Here is a 24,826-nt window from a genome sequence, read left to right as displayed (position 1 = left end):
GTGTTCAGCCATCAACTCACCAGGGTATCCGTCAGGAAGGGACTATTCCGAAATCGCATCCGGGAAGGCGGTCTGCAGGTGACCGCCACGCAGCGTCCCCTCGACGTAGGCCGCCTTGCAGGCCCGGCGGGCGAGCTTGCCGCTCGAGGTGCGTGGGATCGAACCGGCCGGCACCAGCAGCACGTCGCGGGCGGTCACACCGTGCCGTGACGAGACGGCGGCGCGGACGGCGTCAGCGATGGGCTGCGGGTCGGCCTTACCGGCGCCCGGGGCGCGTTCGGCGACGATGACGAGTTGCTCGGACGCGTCGTCCTGATCGAACTGCAGACCCGAATGCGAGTTCTCGAACACCTGCGCCGGCAGTTGGTTCGCGGGCACCGCGAACGCGGCGACGAACCCGGGACGCAGCGCGGAACTGGCCTCCTGCGCCGAGTACTCGAGATCCTGCGGATAGTGGTTGCGGCCGTCGACGATCACCAGGTCCTTGACGCGTCCGGTGATGTACAGCTCGCCGTCGACGTACACGCCGTAGTCGCCGGTGCGCAGCCAGTTGGCGTCCTCCGGAGTCCCGTCGGCGTGCGAGCCGTCCGGGATCCGCTGCAGCAGCTTGTTGTGGAATGTCTCGGCAGTCTCCCGCTCCCGACCCCAGTAGCCCTGGCCGATGTTGTCGCCGTGCAGCCAGATCTCGCCGACCTGGCCGTCGGGGCGCTCGGCGCTCGTCTCGGTGTCCACGATCGCCGCCCACTGGCTGCGCGACACCGCACCGCACGCCACCTGCGCGACGGCGCCGGGCGCATCCTGGTCGACCTGCACCATGCGGCCGGCGTTGAGTTCGTTCCGGTCGACGTACAGGACCTTGGCCTCGTCGTCGGGGTGTGTCGTGGAGACGAACAGCGTGGCCTCGGCCATGCCGTACGACGGCTTGATCGCGGTCTTCGGCAGACCGTACGGCGCGAACGCCTCGTTGAACTTGCGCATCGACGCCACCGTCACCGGCTCGCTGCCGTTGATGAGGCCGAGGACGTTGCTCAGGTCGAGGTGCTCGCCGTCCTTCGGCAGACCGCGGACCGCGGCGTGCTCGAACGCGAAGTTCGGGGCGGCGGCGTAGGTGCCGGCGCCGTCGGCGACCGCGGCGAGTTCCTTGATCCACCGGTACGGGCGCTGGACGAACGCGCGCGGGCTCATGATCGTGATGTACTGGCCGCCGAGCGCGGGCAGGATCACCGTCAGCAGGCCCATGTCGTGGTACAGCGGCAGCCACGTGACGCCCCGCGAGTCACGGCTCAGGCCGAGCGAGTCCGCCATCTGCAGCACATTGGTCGCGACACCGCGATGCGTGATCTCCACACCGGCCGGGGTGCGGGTGGAGCCGGACGTGTACTGCAGGTACGCGATGTCGTCGAGGCAGACCTCGGGGCGCACCCACGTTTCGCCGACACTGTCCGGGATCGCGTCGACCGCGATGATGCGGGGACGCTTCGCAGCGGGCAACGCCCGGAAGAACTGGCGCACGCCGGCGGCGGACGACGTGGCGGTCAGGATCGCGGCGGGCTCGCAGTCCCCGAGGACGGCGTGCAGACGGTCGGTGTGACCGGGCTCGTCCGGATCGAACAGGGGCACCGCGATGCGTCCGGCGTGGATGGCGGCAAAGAACGACGCGACATAGTCGAGGCCCTGCGGGGCGAGGATCGCGACGCGGTCACCGGGCTGGGTGACCTGCTGCAGGCGCGCGGCGACCGCACGCAGACGCAGACCGAACTGACCCCATGTGATCTCGTGGGCCTCACCGTCACGCTCACGCGAGTAATCGATGTACCGGTACACCAGCTCGCTGGCATTGTTGCGCGTGTGCTCGTCGACGTAGTCGATCAGCGTGTGATCCGGCTCGAGCCGGATCTGGCCCTGTTCGTCGAGGTAGTCGTCGAACATCGCGTTCATTCCTTCTCCTGTCGAAGCGATCACACAACTGTCAATCGACATGGTTGCGCCCCAGACTTCCTTCGCCGCGCGGATTCATTCGCATGGTCACTACTTGTCGGTACTTGTCACTATGTTGTCGTACTGGTCGGTACACACTGGCACGTCTGCCGGTTTCCGCTGCTCGTCCCCACTTCTTCCAGTTACAGCAACTCGCAGTAACCCGAACGCAGGCGACCCACCTACGAGCAGGCCCATCGACTCGAAACCAGAAACATGTTACAGACGTGCACCGGCCCACTCGTGTCGGAGCGAGGGGATGACCGGCACGAACACGTCCACCCGAGTCGGGAGCAACCCCACTTGTGTCATCGATGTCGTCGCCTGCACGTTACGGACCCGTACCGTCGATGGAGCTCATCGATGCCTTCTTCCTCGTCGCACACAACCCACGCACCCGTCCATCGGGCCGCGAGGACGGACACTACCGCCCATACGGCTCACAGGTAGCCGCTTCGGGCAGAGTCGGGCAGACACGGGAGAACCCGACAATCCCGCCTACTCGTGCGCGGGCTTCGGGGCCGTGTCGATCAGCTCACTCGCCCAGTTCGTGATCCACTGGGTCGCGGTCGTCCCGTTCTCGTCGACGACGAACGAGTTGTACTGCGCGTGCACCGGATTGTTGTGGTACTCGGCGAGTCGCGCCGCACTGCTGAGCCAGTTCCCCAGCTTGAGCGCCTCCACCGGAGCGTCACAGATGCCGTCGCTGGGAGCACAGATCTGGACGGCCCGGTCGGCCAGCTTCCCGAAACCACCCGGGCGCGCCCCGGTCATGGTGATACCCGGGATCTTCAGCCCGGCGAGGGACAGTTCGGCCCCGACCCCGGCGACCGGCGGGCCGATCGTCGGTGCGGCCGCCGGATCGCGTCGACCGTCGGCGATCAGCCCGACCCCGAGCACCAGGTCCGGCGAGACCGGGCCGTCGCCGGCACCGATCCGGGCCGCGACGTCACCGGCGATCACCGCGCCCTGCGAGAAGCCGGTGAGCACGTACGTCGTCAGCGGGCACTCGGCGTGCCGGCGCTCGATCAGATCGAGCGTGGCCGCCGTCCCGGCCGCGCGGGAATTGTTGTACGACTCCTGACCGTCCGGCGGCAGCGCGATCGGATTGGAGAACTGCGCGACGTACGGGACGGTGTACACGTCCGCCCGCTGCGGCGCGAAGCGCTCCTGCAACGGCCGGGTGACGTTGAGCATGAGCGACGCGGGGTTCGCCGTCGGGTCGTACGGATCGTCGGTGGCGCTCGACTCCCACGTGCCCGGCACCGCGACCACCTGGACGTCCGGGCAGTCCGCCGGCTGCGCGGCCGGTGGAGTCGGGCCCGGTGGCGTCGGCGGTGCCGGCTTCGGGACCTGCCCGGCCAGCAGGTACCAGACCGCCAGCACCACGACGAGCAGGACCAGAATCGCCAGTACGACGAGTCCCGACCGTTTCCGACCCCGGCGTCCGCTCACCGTCTGCCGCCCTTTACCACTCACGCCCACTCGCCGTCACTCGTCTACTTGTTGCAGTACGACGCCTGCGCGACCCGGATGTAGACCTTCGCGTCCGAGGTCGCCTGGTCCTGGCTCATCTCCTGCCCGGACGCGCTCGCCTCGCTGCCGACGGCCGCGGTGACGAACGTCGTGATCTCGTCCTCCGCGCTGCCCGCCTGCTTCGCGGCACAGATGTAGTCCGCGGTGGAGATGGCGATGGCACCGTCACCGGCGGGGGTGACGCCTTCCTTCTTCAGCGCGTCCAGGAAACCCTGCCCTCGCGACGAGATCGGGAGGGACGTGGGACCGGGGAAATCGCTCGGCACGGCCTGCGGCTGCTCGGCCGGCTCGCTCTCCTTCTCCGGCGTGGCCGCCGGGGCCGGGGCCACCGACTGCTGCTGCGAGTCGCTCTTCTCCGGCGCCTTCGACGGACTCGGCGCCACCGCGGTGGTGGTGGTCGGACTTCCCGTCGCCGACGAGTCGTCGTTGCCGCAGGCGACGAGGAGGCCACCGGCGACGAGGCTCAATGCGCCGACCGTCACGGTACGGGCCAGCACGGAACGGTTACGGGAGAAGTGCGACATATCAGTCCTCGAGGTTGCTGAGTCGTGGCGAGCCGGGTCGGACATACCGACAGGTGACCGACTCGTCGAACAGGCTACAGATGACATGCGGGCGGTGGCCGGATCGTGAATCCGGCCACCGCCCGTAGGTGGTCAGTGCACGATCACCCGATGACGGCCTTGCCGTCCTTGACGGTGATCACGCCGTGTTGGAAGTTCTGCTGGACTCCGCCCGGAATGTCGAACTTGTCGGAGATCGGGTAGCCGAGGCGCCCGTTCTCGTAGTTCTCGTCCTTCCAGGCGTCGAAGATCGGACCGTTCTCGACCGACCAGGCACCGGACGCGGGGCTCCAGTAGATGTTGCCGTTCTCGAATCGGGTGAACCGGCCGTTGTCCCGGATCGGGTTCTCACTGGTCAACGGGAGACCCAGCCATCCCGCCTCGTAGCCGAGGGCACCGTACTTGTCCATGATCAGGCCCTGCACCGCATGGGTGCCGGTCTTCGAACTCGAGTACATCGCACCCCCCTCGAAGCCCTGCATCACCCCGTCCTTGCCGGGGATCTTCGTCTGGTCGGCCCGCGGGTAGCCGAGCGGCCCACCCTCCCAGCCCTGCTTGGACCACTCGTCCTTGATCGGACCGGTCACCGGATGCGCGCCGGTCTGCGGCGTCCAGTAGATCGAGCCCTTCTGGAAGTGGTTGAAGCGGCCACGCCCGTCCGGAGTACCGAGCTCGCCCGTCGTCGGCATGCCGAGCTCGCCGCCCGGGCCACCCGCACCCTGATAGGCGCCTCCGACACGGCCCGCGACAGCGTAGGCGCCGTCGCCGCCGGCGAAGATCTGGCCGAAGCGGAAGTCCTGGGCCTTACCGCCCGGCACCGAGTACTCGCCGGTGAGGCAGTCACCGATCCAGTTGCCACCGTTCGCGACCGGCGCGATGGCGCCGCCCACACCGCACGCCGGCTTGTCGACCTCGACACCGAGCGTGCTCGCGAGCTGCGGCCACAGCTGATGCAGCTCGAACTCCCAGTACGGCCACGAATGCGTGCCCGACGGGCGGTAGTTGACGGTGGCCGGGATGTTCAGCTTGTTCAGCTTGGTGGTGAACGTCTGCGACGTCAGCCGGGACAGGATCTCGAGACCCATACCGGCGTAGTTGGTGCTGATGCCCGGGATGCCGGACGGCTGATCGTAGGGCCCGGTCGTGCCGCTGCCGCTCGAGATGTACAGGCTGACACCCTTGAGCTTGTCCGCCAGCACGTACGGGTCGTGCGCATCCCACGCGTCGCTGCCGGGGGTGCCCCACATGGCGTCGGCGTCGAAACCACCGGCGTCCTGCATCGCGTACGCGATGGCCTGCGGCATACCGAGTGTCGTGGTCGTCAGGATGCCCGACAGCGAGCCCGCGAACTTGAAGAAGCCCTGGTTGCGGGCCGTGAGCGACATCGCGGACGTGCCGCCCATCGACAGGCCGACGACGCCGCGGTCCTGCGTGGTCCGCCACTGGCCCTCGAGGATCGGCGGGAGTTCCTTCGTCAGGAACGTCTCCCACTTGTAGTTCTGGCCGTTGTTCTGGTCGATCCAGTCCGAGTAGAAGCTGGAGTTGCCGCCGATGGGCAGCACCACGTTGACGTTCTTGTCCGCGAAGAACGCTTCGGCGTCGGTGTCGAGCGTCCAGCCGTTCTCGTCGTCACGGGCACGCATGCCGTCGAGCATGAAGACCGCCGGGAACTTCTTGTCCGGTGCGATGTTCCAGTCCCGGGCGAGCAGCAGCTGCACCTGGATCGGCACCCCCATCGACGGCGAGTTCACCCACAGCGCGACCCGACGGTCGGTGAGGAAGTCGACGCGGCTGACGGTGGGCTCACCACCGACCTGCGCGGTCGACGGGCCGCCACCCGGAGTACCGATGGACTGCGCACCGGCAGTCCCGACGGACGTCAGACCGACTGCCATCGGCATGACGAGCGCGGCCGCGGCGACGCCGAGCGCCCGCCTGCGCCACCTGTTTCCGGTGCCGGCACGGTACGGCGACCGCTCGAGACCTGATCGCATCGGGGCAACTCTCCTTCGTGGCGGGCCCCCTCCGCGGGGCCGAGATCGTCGCATCCTTACTACACGGAGAACGGTGCGAAACGGGGATGCCTCGCGGGGGCAGTAGATGAATTTTTACGGCCGAACTCGGCGGAACACGGATTCCGGCCCGAACGCGAAACGCCTCCCCCCGGCCTCAGCGGGCGCGGGGGAAGGCGTTTCGAGTCACGTCACAGGTGTGGTCACCAGGCGCCCAGGGCGTCGAGGATCTGCGGACGGGCCTTCCACAGTTCGTCGGACCAGTAACCCCACGCGTGGGTGCCGTTGGCCGGGAAGCTGTAGGTCGCCGGGATGTTCAGCGAGTTCAGCTTGAGCTGGAAGACGCGGGTGTTGATCAGCGACAGCGCTTCGAGACCCATCGCGTTCGCGGCGTTGTAGTACTCGACCGGCTTCTGCGGGTTGTCGTACTTACCCGGCAGACCGCTCGCCGCCGAGATGTACATCGACAGGCCCTCGAGCTTCGGCGCGAAGACGAACGGGTCGTTGCGCAGCCACTCCGGGCTCCACGGCGGGCCCCACATCGAGTCGACGTTGTAGCGGCCGGCGTCGAGCATCGCGATGCGGATGGCCTCCCGCATGCCGGGCGCCGAGATGTGCAGATAGCCGGAGAACGAGCCGGCGAACTTGAACTGGTCGCGGTGGTACGCCGCGAGCGTCAGGGCCGCGGAACCACCCATCGACAGGCCCAGGACACCGTTGTTGTGGCGCGAGACGCCACGGGTCTCCAGGTAGGCGGGCAGTTCCTCGGTCAGGAACGTCTCCCACTTGTAGGTGATCTCCTGGCCGTTGAAATTGCTCGGCGCGTACCAGTCCGTGTAGAAGCTGGACTGGCCGCCGACCGGCATCACGAGGCTGACGTTGTCGTTGCGGTACTGGTCGAACGCGTTGGTCTCGAACGACCACGCGTTCGCGTCGTCGCGGGCACGCAGGCCGTCGAGCAGGTAGAGGGCCGCGTCGCCGCCGCGGGCCGCCCACTGGATCTGAACCTTGATCGGACCCATCGTCGACGGCACGAAGACCTCTTCGTAGCCGCCGGCGGGTGCCCGGTGCGCGACGGGCGCTGCCGATGCCACGGAGGCACCGACGACTCCGGCCGCCACGGGCAGGACGAGCGCGACAGCGGACACGCCGAGCAGGCGACGCTTGAGGCGCTGCATCAGCCTCGGTCGATCAAAACGCATGGATACTGCTCTCTCTTCGTCTTCGTCTGCGGCGCCACCCCAGGATCTCCTGGGGTACACCGACTGGATTCCGTCGGGGAACGAGGACCCGGGGGTCGTCTCCGGAGCGGAGACGATAACGATCCTGTTTCAGGTCACACAGCGTTCGGTGGACTTTATGTCACACGGTGCATCTAGACAAATGCCCTCGATACGACAACAAAGACCCGCCGGGAACACCGGTCGATCCGGGTGTTCATCGCACAACCGGAGCCGAGCGTTACACAAAGGAGACCATCACGACACGCCCGGGACGGGCCGCCGGTCAGGACTGCGGCTCACCCAGATCGCAGCGCTGCATCTCGTATGCCGGCACCCGGTCGATGCGGTAGTCGGCGAACTCGAACGCGCGGCGCAGGTTCTGCTTGAACCGTGCCCACGTCAGCTCCGACCGGTACGACGCGAGCAGATCCTGCGTCTGCGGACACGTCAGGGCGGTGCGGGCGTCGGCCACCCACCGTTCGTCCATGAACGGCGGCAGCCACGGGTGCACCGGAACCATCCCGGTGTCGGCGACGATCCAGTCCGGCGGCAGGTTCTTGTCGTGGCCGATGCGGCCGTTCGGCAGCCGATCGGTGTGTGCCGCGATCGGATTCGACAGACCGATGTTGTCGAGGACACGGACGTCGAGCGACGTGTTCATGGACGCCATGCCGAGCATCGGGAAGAACACGGTGTGCCCGACACCGCCGTCGGGGATCGGATTCGGCGGCGGTACGACGAACATCATGTCGTGGGCGCCGGCGGAGATGATCAGACCGCCGTCGGGGGTGTCGGCGACGGCCTTCGCGATGGCCCGCACCCGAGGGAAGTCGAGGTAGTCCTCGGCGCGGACGGGGTGGGCGTGCCCGGTCTCGAGGGAGTAGAAGGCGCGCTCGTCGACGATGCCGCCGCGGCCGACGACGGTGCCGTTCGGCATGCCGGGCACGGTCGCCGACCACAGCGCCCAGCCGACGAGGACCGCCCACGTCCCGAGCGAGATCGTGGACACGAGCGTCGCGCGGCGGTCGCCCCGGACCGGCAGCCGTACCGGGACGACGGCGACCGGGAGCAGCAGGCAGAACAGGGCCGGCAGCAGGGTGCGGCCGTGCATGAAGTCGCCGCCGACACGGATCGTGTACGCGGCGAGCACGAATCCGCCACCGAGCACGAACACCACGACGGCGGACGGGCTGCGCAGCCACGTCCGGAACCGGAGGATCCGGGAGACGCCGACGCCGCCGGACCGTTCCGGGGCGGGACGGTCCCCGCGCAGCCGCCACAGTGCGGCCGCGGCGGCGGCGAGGAGCAGCAGCGGTAGCCACAGCGCGTACGGGCCGGCGAGGTTCCACAGGTAGTCGAGTCCCTGGCTCCACTTGGCGCCGCCGGCTTCCTTCGTCACCGCGGTGTTGGGGTAGGGCAGGCCGTAGTAGCCCATCCGGAAGATCTGGTAGGCCACCGGTACGAGTCCGGCGGCGGCGACGATGCCGATCCGCACCCGGCGGTCGAGTCCGGTCGAGAGGATCAGCATGCCGAGCGCGGCCGCACCGAGGATCGCCATCTCCGGCCGGACCAGCGGGGACAGGCCTGCGACGAACGCGAGCACCAGGACCGACGACGTCGACGGCCGCTCCGCCTGCGCCCACCGCAGCAGCAGCAGGACCAGCAGCGCGATCCAGAACAGGACCAGGCAGGTTTCGAGTCCCGACGTCGCGAAGTCCCGGGCCGGGGCGATCGCGATGTAGACGAGCATGCCTGCGGGCAGCAGCAGCGTCGTGCCGGACGTGCCGAGCATCGGGGTGTAGAGGCGTTTCGCGACGATCATCGCGAGGACGACGGCGGCGACCGACAGGGTGAGTGCGAGACCGAGGACGACGTACTCGAGGCGGGCCTGGGTCACCCAGCCCAGCGCGTACACGAGGTAGGTCCACGCGGTGCTGGTGTTGGCCTCCACCCGTTCGCCCGCATTGAACACCGGACCGTTTCCGGCGAACAGGTTGCGGACGGTGCGCAGGACGATCAGCCCGTCGTCGGCGATCCAGCGCCGCTGCCAGGCACCCCACGCGAACAGCAGGGCCGTGAACACGACACCGCCGACGAACACGCCGCGGGACAGCCCGGCGGTGCGGCGGCTGGTCTGCGGTGCGGGTCCGTCGGCTGTGCGGGTCGGCTCAGACGAGGTAGACAGCGACACCTACTACTCCGATCCAGGCAATCGCGAGGAACTGGAGCACCCGGTCGCCCAGGGCAATTTCTTCCGGCTCCCCCGCCTCGCCACCGTCGACGTCCACCGCGTAACGCAGGATCGCGATCGTGAACGGCACCATCGAGATCGCGAACAGGTTGGTGTCGTTCGCGCGGTCCTGTTCGAAGGCCCACAGGCCGTAGCAGATCACGACGGCCGTCGCGGACAGCGTCCACACGAACCGCAGATAGGTGCCGGTGTAGTACTCGAGGGACTTGCGGATCTTCGCGCCGGTGCGTTCGGCGAGCTGCAGTTCGGCGTACCGCTTGCCGGCGGCCATGAACAGCGATCCGAACGCCATGATCAGCAGGAACCACTGCGACAGCGGGATCTCGGCGGCGACGCCACCGGCGATCGCACGCAGCAGGAAGCCGGACGAGACGATACAGATGTCGAGCACGGCCTGGTGCTTGAGCCCGAAGCAGTACGCCAGCTGGATCGCGATGTACACGGCCATGACGACGGCGAGCTGCCAGTTCGCGACGAACGACAGCAGGATCGAGCCGGCCAGCAGCACGACCGCCATGCCGTAGGCCAGGTTGACCGGCAGCACACCGGCCGCGATGGGGCGGAAGCGCTTGGTCGGGTGCGCACGGTCGGCCTCGACGTCCATCGCGTCGTTGACGAGATAGATGCCCGACGCCGCCATGCAGAACACGACGAACGCGAGCGCGACCGGCAGCAGCACGTCGGCTTCGGTGACGGACCCGGCCGCGAGCGGTGCGGCGAGGACGAGCACGTTCTTGACCCACTGGCGTGGGCGGACGGCCTTGACGATGCCGGCCGGAAGCGACTTGGGCGGTCCGGCGACCTCGGTCGGGTGCTCGCTCATCTCTCTCCACACTTCTTGTCGGCGCGCAGCACCACTGCGGCCGAGGCTGCTCCCAGGGCGGACCCGGCGAGCACGTCGGTCGGGTAGTGCACGCCCAGCACGAGCCGCGACAGCAGCATCGGGGGCACGAGCACCGCAGGCAAGGGTAGCCCTGTGAGGCGTCCGAGCAGCACGGCCGCCGCCGTCGTGGACGTCGCATGCGACGACGGGAAGCTCAGCTTGCTCGGCGTCGACACGTTGACCTGCACGGACGGATCGTTCGGACGGGGCCGGCGTACGACACGTTTGATGACGATCGATGCCGCGTGTGCACCGACGGCACCGACCGCGACCCCCGCCCACCGGCGGCGGCGCGGCTTGTCGAGGGCGGCGCCGATGCCGGCGACAGCGACCCAGCCGAGGGCGTGCTCACCGAAGTGGGACATACCCCGGGCCGCTTTGACGACCGCGGGCTGCGCGCCGATCGTGCCCTGCACGACCTGCAGGATCTTCACCTCAGATGCCGAAGACACGTTCCCACCTCTCCTTGCTGGTCAGCTCCGGTGCGGCGGCCCGGTATTCGCGCTGCAGGTCCGGGAACCGGTCGGCGAGTTCGCGGCGCAGGCGCAGGGATTCCTTGAACAGTGCGGCGGCGATCCGCGGGTCCCGTTTGCGGTAGACGACGCCGCGGCCGTCGGCGGTGGTGACGGTGACCCCGTCGACCTGCGACAGCAGGAACCAGCGGGCGTCGAGGGTCGGGACGTTGAGCTGCGGCGTCTCGAGGTGCTGCGGGTTCGTCTTGCGCAGATTGTGGACCAGCCCCTTGCCGAGGCGGACGATCTTCGCGAGCGGGTTGCCCGGCTCCCCCACCGCGCCGACGTCGGCGCCCGACGACATCGGCAGGTCCGTCGACGACGGCAGCACGACGGCGTCCGGGTACTGCTTGCGGAGGGCGTGCACGGTGCCGAGCGCGGTCGGCAGCAGGTCGGCGACGTGCTCGGGTCCGGCCAGGAAGTCCTGGATCGCGAGGTTCTGGATCGCGACGGTGGAGTATTCGAGGCACAGCAGGTGCTTGGCGGTGGCCTTGACCGTGTCGAGGACGAGACCGCGGGCGTCGCCGTCCATGTGCAGGGCGGCGACGACGAGCCGGTTGCGCAGATGGAAGTACGCCTGCCAGTCGATGGCGTCGTCCTTGTCGGACCAGGCCATGTGCCAGATCGCGGCACCGGGCATGGTGACCGTCGGGTAGCCGGCCTTCTTGGCGCGCAGACCGTATTCGGCGTCGTCCCACTTGATGAACAGTGGCAGCGGCTGACCGATCTCCTCCGCGACGACGCGCGGGATCATGCACATCCACCAGCCGTTGAAGTCGACGTCGATGCGCCGGTGCAGCAGCTTGGAGGTGTCGCGGTCGCCGAGCGGGCGGCTCGAGAAGTCGTGGTCGTATTCGACGTTGGGGGCCGCCGACCACATGAACACGGACCGGTCGACGACCTCGCCCATCGTGTGCAGGTGACTGCGTTCCTGGAGGTTGAGCATCTGCCCGCCGACGAGGATCGGGGACTTCGCGAACCGGGACATCGCGAGCGCGCGCAGGATCGAATCGGGTTCGATCTCGATGTCGTCGTCCATGAACAGGATGTAGGGGGCACTGGTGGTCTTCAGCGCCTCGTACATGATGCGGCTGTAGCCGCCGGAACCACCGAGGTTGCCCTGGTCGTGGATCGCGAGCTTGTCGCCGAGCGCGGCGGCGGCCTCGGCGAATCCGGGTTCGTCGCGCACCTTGCGGGTGCCCTGGTCGGGCATGACGACGGCGTCGATCACCCCGGACACGAGCGGGTCCGACGCCAGCGCGGCGAGCGCCTTGACCGCGTCGGTGGGGCGGTTGAACGTGGGGATGCCGACGGCGACGCGTCCCTCGCCGGGGGCGTCGATCGGGGCGTGCCAGCCGGCGGCGCGCAGTTCGACGTCGGTGTCGGTGGTGATGTCGAACCACAGCCAGCCACCGTCCTCGAACGGCTCCAGGCCGATCGAGAATTCGACGTCACCGTCCCTGAATTCCTTGCCCTCCACATGGATTCGGGAACCGTCGGCCTTGGAGCGGTAGACGTCGACGCGGCCGTGGCCGGTCAGTTCCAGCCGCAGCAGCACCGCGTCGAGGATGCTCCAACGCCGCCAGTAACTGGCCGGGAAGGCGTTGAAGTAGCTGCAGAACGACACCTCGGACTCGACGCCGATCGTCGCGGACGTGCGCGACGTGGCGTGCACGCGCCGGGAGTTCGTCGGGGACTCGTCGGTGTAGAGACTGCGGACGTCGAGCGGTTCACCGGGGCGCGGCAGCAGAATCCTCTGCAGGAGCGCGCTCACGCAAGATCCCCGGCGAGCGGCGCGTCCGACTCGAGGTGCGGGCGCAGCGTGTTGTCGAACATCGACAGGGCGCTCGCGATCGCCATGTGCATGTCGAGGTACTGGTAGGTGCCGAGACGGCCACCGAAAAGCACCTTCGCGTCGGCGGCTTCCTTCTTGGCGAGCGCCCGGTACGCCTCGAGCTTGGCGCGGTCCTCGGGGGTGTTGATCGGGTAGTACGGCTCGTCCGTGGACTCCGCGAACCGGGAGAACTCACGCATGATGACCGTCTTGTCCGTCGGGTAGTCCCGTTCCGGGTGGAAGTGACGGAACTCGTGGATACGGGTGAACGGCACGTCGGCGTCGTTGTAGTTCATGACCGGGGTGCCTTGAAAGTCCCCGCAATCCCGCAATACCTCGGTCTCGAAGTCGAGGGTGCGCCAGCCCAGCTCGCCCTCCGCGTAGTCGAAGTAGCGGTCCAGCGGGCCGGTGTACACGACGGGGGCGTCGGGGCTCGCGGCCCGCAGCTCGTCGCGGACGTCGAACCAGTCGGTGTCCAGCCGGACGTCGATCTTCTCGTCCTTCGCCATGTTCTCGAGCCATGCGGTGTAGCCGTCGACGGGCAGGCCCTCGTACGTGTCGTTGAAGTAGCGGTTGTCGAACGTGTACCGGACCGGGAGCCGGGCGATGTTGCCGGCGGGCAGGTTCTTGGGGTCGGTCTGCCACTGCTTGGCGGTGTAGTCGCGCACGAACGCCTCGTAGAGGGGGCGGCCGATCAGGGAGATCGCCTTCTCCTCGAGGTTGGTGGCGTCCTTCGTGTCGATCTCGGCGGCCTGCTCGGCGATGAGCGCACGCGCCTCGTCGGGGCTGAAGTACTTGCCGAAGAACTGCGACACCAGGCCCAGGCCCATCGGGAACTGGTAGGCCTGCCCCTTGTGCATCGCGAAGACACGGTGCTGGTAGCCGGTGAAGTCGGTGAACTGGTTGACGTACTCCCACACCCGCTTGTTCGACGTGTGGAACAGGTGCGCGCCGTACTTGTGGATCTCGATGCCGGTCTCGGGTTCGGCCTCGGAGTACGCGTTGCCGCCCAGGTGGTGCCGACGCTCGACGACGAGCACCCGCTTCCCGAGCTGGGTTGCCGCACGCTCGGCGACGGTCAGACCGAAGAAACCGGATCCGACAACGATGAGGTCGTACTGGGACGCGTTCGAGGAAGTACTGGCGGCAGTCACGACAGACAGGGTAGGCGACTTCGTCGCTTGTGCGCCTTTCCGGTGGCGGGGATTACCGGAAAGGCGCACGGCACTACAGGCCGACCGCGAAAGCGATCATCGCATCACGGACAAATGCGGCAGTACCGGTGCCGTGTCGGTCGTAGACGGCGGTGAATCGCACGTCGGCGACGTACATGTCGCCGAGCCCGGCGAACGCGTCGGCGGTGGGGCGTCGGCCCTGCCAGCCCGCGGCCACCCAGTCGTAGTGACGGCGGGTGATCTCCTGCACCTCGGGGCTGTCGGGGGCCAGTCCCGCGGCGTGGGCGCGTCCGTAGTCGGCGGCGATGTCGCGCTGCCGCCGGCCGAAGTCGGCGCGGTCGTCGTCGGACAGGGACCGGTACCAGGCGTCGCTGTCGCGGTACGCCTGCTCGCCCCACTTCTCGATCACTTCGTCCTCGTACCGGGTGTGATCGAACCCGTCGAACATTTCGTCGGCCATGAGCGGCTCGCCTCTCCTCGTCTTCTCCAGTGTGGTGCGCACCGACGCGATCCGGCGCCGCAGCCGCTCCTGTTCCTGTTCGAGCAGGTCGAGGTGCGTGCCGAGGGCGGTCACGGTGTCGGTGTCACCGGCGAGGACGTCGGCGATCGCGGCCAGCCCCAGCCCGAGATCGCGCAGCAGCAGGATCCGCTGCAGGCGCAGCAGCCCGGCCCGGTCGTAGTACCGGTAGCCGTTGGCTCCGATACGGCTGGGGGCGAGCAGTCCGACGCTGTCGTAGTGGCGCAGCGTCCGGCTGGTGGTTCCGGTGATCCGGGCCAGTTCCTGGATGGGCCATTCCGTGCTGTTCTCGGGGTCCGTCACACCGTCTCCTCCTCGGTCCTCGTCGGTACGACCCAGCGTGTCGGTTGACGCTGCGTCAATGTCAAGACACCGAGGAGAAGACGGTGCGACGCCGGGTCAGGCGGGGGCGTCCTGCAGCACCTGCTGTACGACGACGCTGTCGTCGACGACGCGGGCGCCGAGCGTCGGCGTCCACACGATGGTGCCGCCCGTGTAGGAGCGGAACGTGCCGGATTCGTCGACGAGCATCAGTTCCGGTCCGGTCGGCTCCCCCAGTGCGCTCTGCGGTCCGCCGAGTTCCCGGTACGCGGCATCGATCGGGGAGTCCCCGGCTGCCACGTCGGCGGCTTCGGCGATCGGCAGCGGCGGCAGGCCGGGAATCTCCGGTAGCGGGATCGATTCGAGGGATTCCGCGGTGATCGGGGGCAACGGCGGCAGGCCCGGGATCTGCGGCAGGGGAATGTCGGGGAACGGAATCGACTCGAGCGAGCCCGGCGGCAACTCCGGCAGCGAGGGCAGGCCCGGGATGTTCGGCAGACCGGGCGCGGGTGCGCCGCCGACGGTGAACCAGTCGGATTTGAGGCCGAGTTTCCAGCGGGTGTCGTCGCCGGTCGCCTCGACGGTCCGGTCCGTTCCGACGACGCGGACCTTGGTGACGCGACCGCCGGCGGCGCCGAGGTTGTTGCGTCCGATCACGTCGAACGAGACCAGTTCGCCGACCCCGAAGGCGTCCGCGATCCGGCCGGCGGTGACGGTCTGCGACCAGTTGCGGTTGGGTGAGACGACGTCGCCGTCGTCGACGACGGCCGGGAACGTGCCGCCTGCGGTGAAGCCACCGGACGACGACGAGAACTCGGTGGCGATCACCTGGCCGCCTCGCATGACGACGGTGCCGGCCGTGGAGTTCACGGCGGCGGTGGTGCGCCCGTCCTCCCGGTTCGAGCCGCTGTACACCTGGCAGGACTGGGTGTCGCAGGTCTTCGCGTAGCCGTAGCGGTTCTCGGCGGCCGCGTAGGAGCGGGCGGCGATGGCCTGGGCGCGCAGTGCCTGCATGCCGCCGGAGTCGGCCCACGACGGAATCGATTCGGCGGGTACGACGCCGTACAGGTAGTCCTGCATCTGTACCCGGTTGACGGTGCGCCAGGCGCCGCCGCCGTCGCGGACGGCGCCCATCGCGCCGCGGTAGGGGACGTTGCCGTCGCACAGGCGCAGGTGCTCGTTCTGCGGCCGGTTGCCGTCGAGGTTCACCGGGTCGACCCAGGGGTGGCTGGTGGAGCCGCGCCAGAGTTCGCGGCCGTTGCAGCCGTCGGTGACGGTGACGTCGGCGCCGCCGGGCGTGGGGGTGACGTGCGCGGATGCGTTCGGCCCGAAGTATCGGCCGGCGACGTTGAGCCCTGCCTGCGAGTACACGTCGAGGCGCTTGTCGTCGCGGCCCAGGAGGCGGACCGTGATCCAGGGGTCGCTGAGCTGCCCCCGGTTCGTGTTGCCGTAGTAGTGGTCGACGATCTGCTCGGCCGACCAGCCGAAGTTCTTCGCGTAGCCGTAGGCGCCGTACTGCCCCATGCCGCGGCCGTGACCGTAGCCGTGACCGTTGAGGGTGATGGGGGTGTCGGCGGCGACGACGGGCACGATCTCGGTGTCGGCGGTGCGGTTCGCGATCACGCCGACAGCGACGCCCACGACGAGGGCCGGGGCGAGGCCGAGGGCGACCGCACGGCCGACGGCGGGGGACGGTCCCCGTCGTCGGCGGGTGCGGACACCACGGTTCAGGATCGTGCGGAGTCGAGATTCGGTCATACGCCACTCCTCGGTTCACGGCGGAGACTCGGGGACTCAAAGGCTCAAGTTAAGGTTGAGCGTTAGAGAAGTTGCGACTAGTGTGGCAACAGTGATCGAGGTTGGCAACACAAGCCACACAGGTAACAGCGATCACGTCAGTAACATAAGCATCACAAGTTGCAGACATCCTCGGGTGATCTGTGGACGCCCTCCCGGGGCAGCCCCCAGGATTCAGTCCGAACCCCGACCCCTCCGGGATCGGATCGGCCGAAAGGTCGCTCGCAGCGCACGAAGACACCCCGCGCACTAACACGAGGAGAATTCGCCTTGCCGCACCGTCGACCCAAGAACTCCGTCGTTCTGGCCGCAGTGGCCGCAGTGGCGGTTGCCACACCCTTCGCTGTCCAGGCACTCGGCAGCGACGCGTCGGACGTGCGATCCGCCAGCGATGCCACCCAGGTCGTCCCCACACAGATCTCCGAGATCGTGCTCGCGGCCGTCCCGGACATCGTGATCCCGGTCAAGGAACTCACCGGGCTCGACCTCCCCGACATCCGGTTGCGCGATCTGCCGATCCCCACCGAGGTGCCGCTGCCCGGCGGCGGGTCGCTCCAGCTTCCGCAGCTGACGACGCCCACCGAGCCCGGCGAGTCCACCGAGCCCGGCGACATCGCCGAGGCCACCCCTGCACCGGACGCGGCCGTTCCCGATCCGACGCAGCAGCTCGGTGCGACGGTCAAGGAGATCACCCGCGACGATCCGTTCTCGATGGTGGCGCTCACCGCGGCGAACCTCGATTCGACGGTCACGAAGGTGCGTGCGAAGCTCGCCGACGGATCCTGGGGCCAATGGTTCAGCCCGGACGTCATCGACCAGGGCAGCGCCGAGATGGCCACGGCGTCCGGCAAGCAGGGCACCGATCCGGTGTTCGTCGGGGAGACGAACACCGTGCAGATCCTGGTGACACCGACCGAGAACGGTGCCGCAGCCCCCAGCGACGTTCCTGCCGCTCCGGTTGCTCCGGCGGCCGATGCGCCTGCCGCCGAGCCGGTTCCCGCTGCCGAGCCGGAGGCCGAGCAGCCGCTCGGGTACGTGCCGGCCGCGGCGTCGAAGCCGCTGCGCGCCGCCACTCTCACCGCCGACGACATTTCCGCCGTCCTCATCAACCCCGGTACGGGACCGCAGGATTCGAACCTGCAGGACATTGCGACGCCGACGTCGGTGAACGGCATCAACGTCATTTCGCGGTCCGCGTGGGGCGCCGACGAGAGCATCCGCTGCCAGGCCCCGGTCTACGACGATTCGACGGGTGGCGCGACCGTGCACCACACCGCGGAGAACAACAACTACACCAAGGAGCAGTCGGCGGGCATCGTGCGCGGCATCTACGCGTACCACGCGCAGACGCTCGGCTGGTGCGACGTCGGCTACAACGTGCTCGTCGACCGCTACGGACAGATCTTCGAGGGCCGCTTCGGTGGCCTGGACCGTCCGGTGCAGGGCGCGCACGCCGGTGGCTTCAACGAGAACACCGTCGGTATCGCGATGATGGGTAACTTCGTCAACGAGCCGGCCCCGGCCGCGACGATCCAGTCCGTCGGCAAGTACCTGGGATGGCGTCTGAAGCTCGCGGGCCTGAACCCGAAGGGCACGACGACGATGTACTCGGAGGGCACGTCGTTCACGAAGTACCCGCTGGGACAGGCAGTTCAGCTGCCGATCATCTTCGCGCACCGCGACGTCGGCTACACCGAGTGCCCGGGCGCGGCGGCGTACGCGCAGATGGATCAGATCCGGGACATCGCGGCCGCCAACTACGGTGGCCCCAGCGGCGGGAACGGTGGCAGCACGCCGCCGACGAACCCGAGTTCCGGTGGCAACAATCCGGCACCGCAGCCGGGGACCGGGTCGCTCGATCCGAGCCAGCAGATCCCGCAGATCGTCAACGGCCTCCTGTCGATGGCGGATTCCAATCCGATTGCGCGCCAGTGGCTCGCGCTCGGCGGCAACCGCGGCATGCTCGGTGACGCCCTCACCGGCCTGCTGACCACGGCGACCGGCCAGCTGTACGCGTTCTTCCAGAACGGCGCGCTCGTCACGTCCCCGCTCGGTGGGGTGATGACGGTGATCGGCAAGATCTTCCAGACGTGGCAGTCGGCCGGCGGGGTCGCCAGTGACATCGGCCTGCCGATCAGTGACGAGTACCGGGTCGACGGCGGATTCCGCAGCGACTTCGAACGCGGATCGATGATCTTCGACGAGGCGACCGGCCAGGTCACCACGATCCTCAACACCCCGGGTGCGGCACCGGCTGCGGCCGAGGTTCCTGCCGAGGCGGCTCCCGCTGCCGCCCCGGCACCGGCCGACGTGGCATCCGAGGCCCCGGTCCAGGTCAACTGACACCTACGAAAACGATTCGGCCCCTCCACTTTCTGTGGAGGGGCCGAATCGTTTTCGTGGTTCCTACAGCTGATTCGCCCAGAGCCGTTCGAGGACGTGGGCGACGCCGTCCCGGGTGTTGGCGAGCGTCACCTCGTCGGCGGCGGCCTTCACATCGAGATGTGCGTTCCCCATCGCGACGCCACGCTCGGCCATCTCGAGCATGGGGATGTCGTTGGGCATGTCACCGAACGCCACGACACCGGACGCGTCGACCTCGAGATGCGTGGCCGCGGCCCGCAACCCGGACGCCTTGGTGACGCCGGCAGCGGAGATCTCGATCAACCCGTTGTTCGTCGAATAGGTCAGGTCGGCCCGCTCCCCCACCAGCGGCCGCAGGACCGCGGCCATGGCGGAACTGTCGGCACCGGGAATGCGGACGAGCATCTTGATCGCCGGGGACGACAGGATGTCCTCCGGCGCCATCTCGGTGTGCTCCGGGTTGAGCCATGCGTGCTCGTAGCCGGGGGCGCTGACGAACTGCGGGGTCGCGGTGTCGTGGGCGGTGGCACCGACGCGCTCGGCGGCCAGTCCGGCACCGGGCAGCTCGTACTCGACGAGGTCGGCGATCCAGGCGAGAGTGTCGACCGACAGCGTCGACGCACTCAGCACACGATCGGTTCCGGCGTCGTAGAGGACGGCACCATTGGCGCACACCGCGAGCGGCGCGAAACCGAGCCCGTCGACGACGGGTGCGAGCCAGCGCGGCGGCCGGCCGGTGGCGAGGACGAACGGGGTCCCCGACGCCACGACGGCGGCCACTGCCGCACGGGTGCGTGCGGTGACGCGTTCCTCGTCGTCGATCAGGGTGCCGTCGACGTCGCTGGCGACGAAGGTGGGGCGGCGGTCCACAGCCTTCAGTTCCCTTCGGTCTCCCTGCTACGGCGGGCAGCCTTCTCGGCGGCCTCCGCGACATCCATCTCGTTCGCTTCCTCGAGGGTCGGGGCGCCGCCACCGAGCCGGGCCGGCACCCAGTACTCGCCGGCCGGATGCTCGTAGTTCGCCTGCACACCGCGCAGCAGTTCCTCCATGCGCGTGTGCAGCAGCGCCGTCATCTCCGACGCCGGCTCGAACGGGGCGATCGGCTCACCGACCGCGATCGTGATGGGAGTGTTGGTGCGGCCCAGCCGCTTCGGGAACCCCTTGGTCCACACCCGCTGCGAACCCCAGATCACCATCGGGATCACCGGCGTGCCCGATTCGATCGACATGCGGGCCGCCCCGGACTTGAACTCCTTGAGTTCGAAGCTGCGGCTGATCGTCGCCTCCGGGAACACCCCCACCAGTTCGCCGTCACGCAACGCCTGCACGGCAGCACGGTACGAATCCGATCCGGCGGCACGATCGACCGGAATGTGCTTCATGGCGCGCATCATCGGACCCGAGATCTTGTTGACGAACACGTCGTTCTTCGCCATGAACCGGATGTACCGCTTGACGCGGCGGGCCGGCAGACCCGCATACGTGAAGTCCATGTAGCCGGTGTGGTTGATCGCCACCACCGCACCGCCCGTCGCCGGAAAGTGCTGTTCCCCGGAAACGGTGAACTTCAAGCCCTGGCCTGCGAAAATCGCGCGGGCAACTCCGATGATCGTTCGGTAGAAGGGTTCCACAGGGTGCAGCGTAGCCGGTCCCGGAGACAGGCGAGGCCCCTGACCGATCCCACCTCGGGTCACTGCTCGCGGCCCCGAGCGTGAAACCGGCCCGAGGGGATCGACATCCCCTCGGGCCGAGGTGAAACTGTGTTCCGATATCGGTTACCGGCCGAAGATGCCGGTCAGCGATCCGAAAATGTTGCCGAGCGAGCCGAGGCTGCCGGTGCCGCCGTCGCCACCGTTGTCACCGCCACCGTTGTCGGCGGAGGCAATGACGACCGAGACGGTGTCGGACGACGCGTTGACGGTGCCGGCGCCCGAGTACTGGGCGGTGACGATGAACTCGCCCGCCGCCGCCGGGGTCCAGGAGAGGGTGGCGTTGCCGTCGTTGCCGACCTGCGCGGTGCCGACGACCAGGTCACCGACCTTGAAGGTCACGGTGCCACCCGCCGCTCCGGTCACCTTGGCCGAGAGAGTCTGTGCCACACCGGCCTTGCCGTTACCGGCGGTGACGACCGTCGACGAGTCCGTGGTCTCGGACGGCTTCTCGGCAACCTCGACGGTACCGGTGGTGGACGAGGCGTTCACGCCGTCACGACCGGAGAACTCCGCCGTGACGGTATAGCTGCCGGCCTGGGCGGGAACCCACTGGTAGGTGGCCGTGCCGCCGGCGTCCACAGACGCCTTGCCGAGAATCGTGGCGCCGTGCTTGAACGTGACGTCGCCACCCGAGCCCGTGGGGTTCACGGTGGCCGTCAACGCCGACGCCCGGCCCACCTGGGCGCCGGTCACCGCGGCGAGAGTGGTCGACGATGCGACGTTCTCCTTCGTGACGGTCACATTCTGTGCCGCCGACTCGGACGCGTTCGACTTCGCGGTGCCCGCGAACTTCGCCTGCACCGAGACGGTGCCCTTGGTGGACGGCGTCCAATCGAAGGTGGCGGTGCGCTGCGCGTCCAGCGTGCCCGAACCGACCTTGCCGGTGCCGACATAGAAGTCGACCGGATCACCCTGGATACCGCCGGCGACGGTGGCACTGAGCTTCGTCACCTCACCGACCTTCGCACCGGACACGGCACCGAGCGTCGTGGTCGTGTCGCTCTTTGCGACGGAGATGGTCGGGCCCTTGTCCTGGTAGATACCGTCACCGAGACCACCGGACACATGCAGTGTCGTCATCAGCGGAGTGTCGCGATCGCAGCCCTCACCGACCACGTACGACACCTCGTACGTCAGCGTCTTCTGGCCGGTGTACGGCTGCACCGTCCAACTGCCCGTGGTGCGAACGAAATCGGACTCGATGCTCTCCGGGGTCACGGCAGAGCCGTTGACCTTCGCCGATCCGGGCACGTACTCGAGACATGTCGGATGCAGGTCCTTCACCGCATTGATCACTTCGAGCGACCACTCACGACGAATGACCGAGGTTGCCGTGATCGTCTCGCCTACCTCGGGCGTCACGTTGCTGATCGTCCGCGAGATCGGCCGATTGTTCTGGTTCCACTCCACCGTGCCCGGCGCAGCATTCGCCGCCCCGACACCAGCCGTCACCGCGAAACCCGCGGCGATCGCGAACGCACTCAATCCGCCGACGACGCGGCGAATATTCTTGTCAGACATGCATTTCCTCTCGGAGAGAACCTGCTCAGCGTCCGGTTACGGGCGCCGCAATGTGTGATGTGTCGAGCAGGACATCGCCGCCCGATCCGGTGTTGTTATCCGAATGTTTGCTCGTCGATCGGTTCGGGAATCGGCAGTGAGCCGGCCGACCCGGAGTACTGGCCGGTCCACCCTTCCTCCCCTCAGAGCACGGACTCGCGGAGCCGGACAAATCCGGTCGACCGCAATGTTTCGAGAGCCCGATCGGGGTCGTCGAACGCGCATCACTCTATAGGACGTACGTCCAGGATCGTCACGAAATCGATACAGAAGTGCCGAATTGGCGGGATGTGGCCCCTGCCGTGTCGGCAGGGGCCACATCCCCGAAACTCGGTGTGCGTCAGGAACCGAAACGCAGTCCGCTCAGGCTGCCCAACGAACCGGTGCCGGTCTCGCCACCGTCGCCACCACCGTCACCGGATGCGGCGACGTCGATGATCTGGACCGGTGAGGTGGAGCCGGTGACACCGGCACCACCCGAATAGACCGCGTGGATCTGGTGCGGTCCGCTCGTCGTGAAGGTGTGGACGAGCTCGGCCGTACCGTTCACGACCGCGACGGGCTGCCCGATCTCCACGGCACCGTCGAAGAACTGCACCGTCCCGGGCAGGGTGTCCGCGCCGATCACCTGGGCCTTCACTGTGAACGCGGTACCGGCGACGGCCGACTGCGTCGAGGTGATCACGACCGACGACTCGACGTCCGCGAGGTTCGGAGCCGACACCACGACGGGGCGCTGCGTCGACGTCGATCCCACGAAGCCGGCGTCCGGGGTGTAGTCGGCGGTGATCTGATGCGTGCCCGTAGCGGTGAAGACGTGGATCAGCGAGCCCGAACCGTTGTCGAGGGTCACGGGGTTCCCGATCGGGTTGCCGTTGTCACGGAACTGCACCGAGCCGGACGGCACCTCGGTGCCGGTCTTGGGCTGCACGGTCACCGACAGGGTGGTGTCCACACCGGTCGTCGCTGCTGCGGGAACACCGACGAGAGTGGAGGTTTCGACGTCGACCGGAGCCGGATCGGTCACGGTGACGGTCTGCGACTGCGCCGTCGAGCCGGTGAAACCCGTTGCCCCGGAGTAAACCGCGGACACCGCGAACTCACCGGCAGTGTCGAACGTGTGCGGCAGAACCGCGGAACCGTTCACCACGGGGACCGGGGAGCCGACCGAGACACCACCGACCGAGAACTGCACCGTGCCCTGCGCGGACGACGGGGTGACCGCCGCCGACAGGTCGGTGGACTCACCGGTGGTCGCGGACGCCGGAACCGTCAGCGACAGCGACGTCTCCACATCGGGATCGGTGACGGTGACGTTCTGCGCCGCAGCAGTCGAGCTCGTGAACCCGGTAGCTCCGGCGAAGTCGGCGGTGACAGCGAATTCACCGGCCGCGTCGAACGTGTGCGGCGCCGTGGCGACACCGTCGACGACGGTGACCGGGCTACCGACCGCAGTGCCGTCGACCTTGAACTGGACGGTGCCGTGCGCGTTCTGCGGGGTCACGTTCGCGGTGAGAGTGACAGCGTCACCGGTGGTGGCGTCCGCCGGAACCTGGACACTCACCGACGTCTGCTGATCCGGATCCGACACGTCGACGGTCTGCGCCGACGCAGTCGCGTTCGTGAAACCGGTGGCACCGACGAACTCTGCGGTGATGTCGTGTGCACCGGACACGGTGAAGGTGTGCGGCAGAACGGCCGTACCGTTCGACACCGTCACCGGTGAGCCGATCGCGGTGCCGTTGTCCGAGAACTGCACCGTACCGGCCGCATTCGACGGGGTGACGTCGGCCGTGAGCGCGACCTCGGTACCGGACACCGCCGTGGCCGGCGCCGACACGGCGAGGGCAGTGGTCACGACCGGATCGGCCACCGAGATGGAGTGGGGTGCAGAGGTTGATCCGAAATAGCCTGTGCCGGGAATGAACTCTGCGGTGAGGTTGCGTGTTCCGGATGAGGCAAAAGCGTGACTCAACGTCGCCACACCGTTCACCGGAGTAACGGGCGAACCGATGTCGGTGCCGCCGTCCTTGAACTGCACCTGTCCCGTCGCGTCACCCGGATTCACCGTTGCGGTGAGGGTCACCGCGTCACCGGTCGTCGCGGCGGATGGGGCCTGCAACGTCGTCGTCGTGCCGATCTCCTCGACGCGCACCTTGACGTTGAACGGATTGGAGCCCTTGGGATTACCGGTAAACGACCAGACGTCGAACAGCAGCCCGCTGTCGACCGTGCTGAACGCGTAGGTCTCGGGCACCTTGTAGCTCACCTCGAGGGTGACGTCTTGCCCGCTCTTGACGATGTAGCCGTTGCCGAAGGCGTTGCATCCGCTGCCGCTGCACTTGGCGCTGACACCACCGTCGGACTCGTTGCTGAACGTGACCTTGTTCGTTGCGTTCAGGTAGGTCAGCTTGGCACTGCCGGGTACCAGAGTGAAGCCTGCCGGCGGGACGTCACGCACCTTCGGGAGATAGCGTTCGACTCCGCTGTCGATCCAGATCCGGCTCTTGTAGGTGACGGTGTCACCGCGGTGAACGACGTTGCTGCCGACCACTTCTCTCTTGAACTTCACGTTGTCGGTCGAGCTCT

17 protein-coding genes are annotated in these 24,826 nt (G+C 68.0%); 1 reads left to right on the top strand and 16 read right to left on the bottom strand.

Going from position 1 to position 24,826, the window contains the following annotated elements; all coding sequences use genetic code 11:
* Nucleotides 1-42: 42 nt before the first annotated feature.
* The 12 genes from fadD32 to Q5696_RS01020 form a co-directional block, all read right to left on the bottom strand.
* On the bottom strand, nt 43-1,938 hold the full coding sequence (gene fadD32, locus Q5696_RS01075) for a long-chain-fatty-acid--AMP ligase FadD32 (RefSeq protein ID WP_305093410.1): 1,896 nt from the start codon (nt 1,936-1,938) through the stop codon (nt 43-45).
* 537 nt (nt 1,939-2,475) lie between these two features.
* On the bottom strand, nt 2,476-3,432 hold the full coding sequence (locus tag Q5696_RS01070) for a cutinase family protein (protein ID WP_305093409.1): 957 nt from the start codon (nt 3,430-3,432) through the stop codon (nt 2,476-2,478).
* A gap of 44 nt (nt 3,433-3,476) precedes the next feature.
* Nucleotides 3,477-4,037, bottom strand: coding sequence for a DUF732 domain-containing protein (locus Q5696_RS01065; RefSeq protein ID WP_305093408.1), 561 nt, complete (start codon nt 4,035-4,037; stop codon nt 3,477-3,479).
* Nucleotides 4,038-4,180: 143 nt separating this feature from the next.
* Nucleotides 4,181-6,070 carry an alpha/beta hydrolase-fold protein gene (locus Q5696_RS01060; protein ID WP_305093407.1) on the bottom strand — a complete coding sequence of 630 codons (1,890 nt, stop codon included), beginning with the start codon at nt 6,068-6,070 and terminating at the stop codon, nt 4,181-4,183.
* Between the two features lie 221 nt (nt 6,071-6,291).
* Nucleotides 6,292-7,290, bottom strand: coding sequence for an alpha/beta hydrolase (locus tag Q5696_RS01055; RefSeq protein ID WP_305093406.1), 999 nt, complete (start codon nt 7,288-7,290; stop codon nt 6,292-6,294).
* A gap of 304 nt (nt 7,291-7,594) precedes the next feature.
* A complete protein-coding gene (locus Q5696_RS01050) occupies nt 7,595-9,502 on the bottom strand; it encodes an arabinofuranosyltransferase AftB family protein (RefSeq protein ID WP_305093405.1) in 1,908 nt (635 codons plus the stop codon).
* Complete coding sequence (locus tag Q5696_RS01045; RefSeq protein ID WP_305093404.1) at nt 9,480-10,385, bottom strand: decaprenyl-phosphate phosphoribosyltransferase; 906 nt, start codon at nt 10,383-10,385, stop codon at nt 9,480-9,482. The genes Q5696_RS01050 and Q5696_RS01045 overlap by 23 nt, the downstream gene beginning before the upstream one ends.
* The gene (locus tag Q5696_RS01040) at nt 10,382-10,897 is read right to left on the bottom strand and encodes a phosphatase PAP2 family protein (RefSeq protein ID WP_305093403.1); all 516 of its coding nucleotides are present in this window, start codon (nt 10,895-10,897) and stop codon (nt 10,382-10,384) included. The genes Q5696_RS01045 and Q5696_RS01040 overlap by 4 nt, the downstream gene beginning before the upstream one ends.
* On the bottom strand, nt 10,881-12,731 hold the full coding sequence (locus Q5696_RS01035) for a glycosyltransferase (protein ID WP_305093402.1): 1,851 nt from the start codon (nt 12,729-12,731) through the stop codon (nt 10,881-10,883). The genes Q5696_RS01040 and Q5696_RS01035 overlap by 17 nt, the downstream gene beginning before the upstream one ends.
* Entirely contained in the window at nt 12,728-13,945 is a 1,218-nt protein-coding gene (glf, locus tag Q5696_RS01030; protein WP_305093401.1) for a UDP-galactopyranose mutase, read from the bottom strand. Before glf ends, Q5696_RS01035 begins: the two co-directional genes overlap by 4 nt.
* A 73-nt stretch (nt 13,946-14,018) precedes the next feature.
* On the bottom strand, nt 14,019-14,786 hold the full coding sequence (locus Q5696_RS01025; RefSeq protein WP_305093400.1) for a MerR family transcriptional regulator: 768 nt from the start codon (nt 14,784-14,786) through the stop codon (nt 14,019-14,021).
* A gap of 96 nt (nt 14,787-14,882) precedes the next feature.
* Nucleotides 14,883-16,562 carry a SpoIID/LytB domain-containing protein gene (locus Q5696_RS01020; RefSeq protein ID WP_305093399.1) on the bottom strand — a complete coding sequence of 560 codons (1,680 nt, stop codon included), beginning with the start codon at nt 16,560-16,562 and terminating at the stop codon, nt 14,883-14,885.
* Between the two features lie 309 nt (nt 16,563-16,871).
* Between Q5696_RS01020 and Q5696_RS01015 the strand changes: the two genes are divergently transcribed.
* Complete coding sequence (locus tag Q5696_RS01015) at nt 16,872-18,944, top strand: N-acetylmuramoyl-L-alanine amidase (protein ID WP_305093398.1); 2,073 nt, start codon at nt 16,872-16,874, stop codon at nt 18,942-18,944.
* 63 nt (nt 18,945-19,007) lie between these two features.
* Here the strand turns inward: Q5696_RS01015 and Q5696_RS01010 are convergent, their stop codons facing one another.
* The 4 genes from Q5696_RS01010 to Q5696_RS00995 all read right to left on the bottom strand — a co-directional run bounded on the left by Q5696_RS01010 (nt 19,008) and on the right by Q5696_RS00995 (nt 24,809).
* Nucleotides 19,008-19,835, bottom strand: coding sequence for an HAD family hydrolase (locus Q5696_RS01010; protein ID WP_305093397.1), 828 nt, complete (start codon nt 19,833-19,835; stop codon nt 19,008-19,010).
* 5 nt (nt 19,836-19,840) lie between these two features.
* Nucleotides 19,841-20,596, bottom strand: coding sequence for a lysophospholipid acyltransferase family protein (locus Q5696_RS01005; protein WP_305093396.1), 756 nt, complete (start codon nt 20,594-20,596; stop codon nt 19,841-19,843).
* Nucleotides 20,597-20,740: 144 nt separating this feature from the next.
* Complete coding sequence (locus Q5696_RS01000; RefSeq protein ID WP_305093395.1) at nt 20,741-22,198, bottom strand: Ig-like domain-containing protein; 1,458 nt, start codon at nt 22,196-22,198, stop codon at nt 20,741-20,743.
* A gap of 379 nt (nt 22,199-22,577) precedes the next feature.
* Nucleotides 22,578-24,809, bottom strand: coding sequence for an Ig-like domain-containing protein (locus Q5696_RS00995; RefSeq protein WP_305093394.1), 2,232 nt, complete (start codon nt 24,807-24,809; stop codon nt 22,578-22,580).
* Nucleotides 24,810-24,826: the final 17 nt, after the last annotated feature.

The organism is Prescottella sp. R16, assembly GCF_030656875.1.
Classification (GTDB): Bacteria; Actinomycetota; Actinomycetes; order Mycobacteriales; family Mycobacteriaceae; genus Prescottella.
Note: the sequence above shows the minus strand (reverse complement) of the source record. Positions and strands in the feature narration are given on the sequence as shown.

Excerpts from the sequence above, each read along its gene's own strand:
- Q5696_RS01065 (WP_305093408.1), bottom strand. The coding sequence starts at position 4,037 with ATGTCGCACTTCTCCCGTAACCGTTCCGTGCTGGCCCGTACCGTGACG.
- Q5696_RS01060 (WP_305093407.1), bottom strand. The coding sequence starts at position 6,070 with ATGCGATCAGGTCTCGAGCGGTCGCCGTACCGTGCCGGCACCGGAAAC.
- fadD32 (WP_305093410.1), bottom strand. The coding sequence starts at position 1,938 with ATGAACGCGATGTTCGACGACTACCTCGACGAACAGGGCCAGATCCGG.
- Q5696_RS01020 (WP_305093399.1), bottom strand. The coding sequence starts at position 16,562 with ATGACCGAATCTCGACTCCGCACGATCCTGAACCGTGGTGTCCGCACC.
- Q5696_RS01055 (WP_305093406.1), bottom strand. The coding sequence starts at position 7,290 with ATGCGTTTTGATCGACCGAGGCTGATGCAGCGCCTCAAGCGTCGCCTG.
- Q5696_RS01045 (WP_305093404.1), bottom strand. The coding sequence starts at position 10,385 with ATGAGCGAGCACCCGACCGAGGTCGCCGGACCGCCCAAGTCGCTTCCG.
- Q5696_RS01000 (WP_305093395.1), bottom strand. The coding sequence starts at position 22,198 with ATGTCTGACAAGAATATTCGCCGCGTCGTCGGCGGATTGAGTGCGTTC.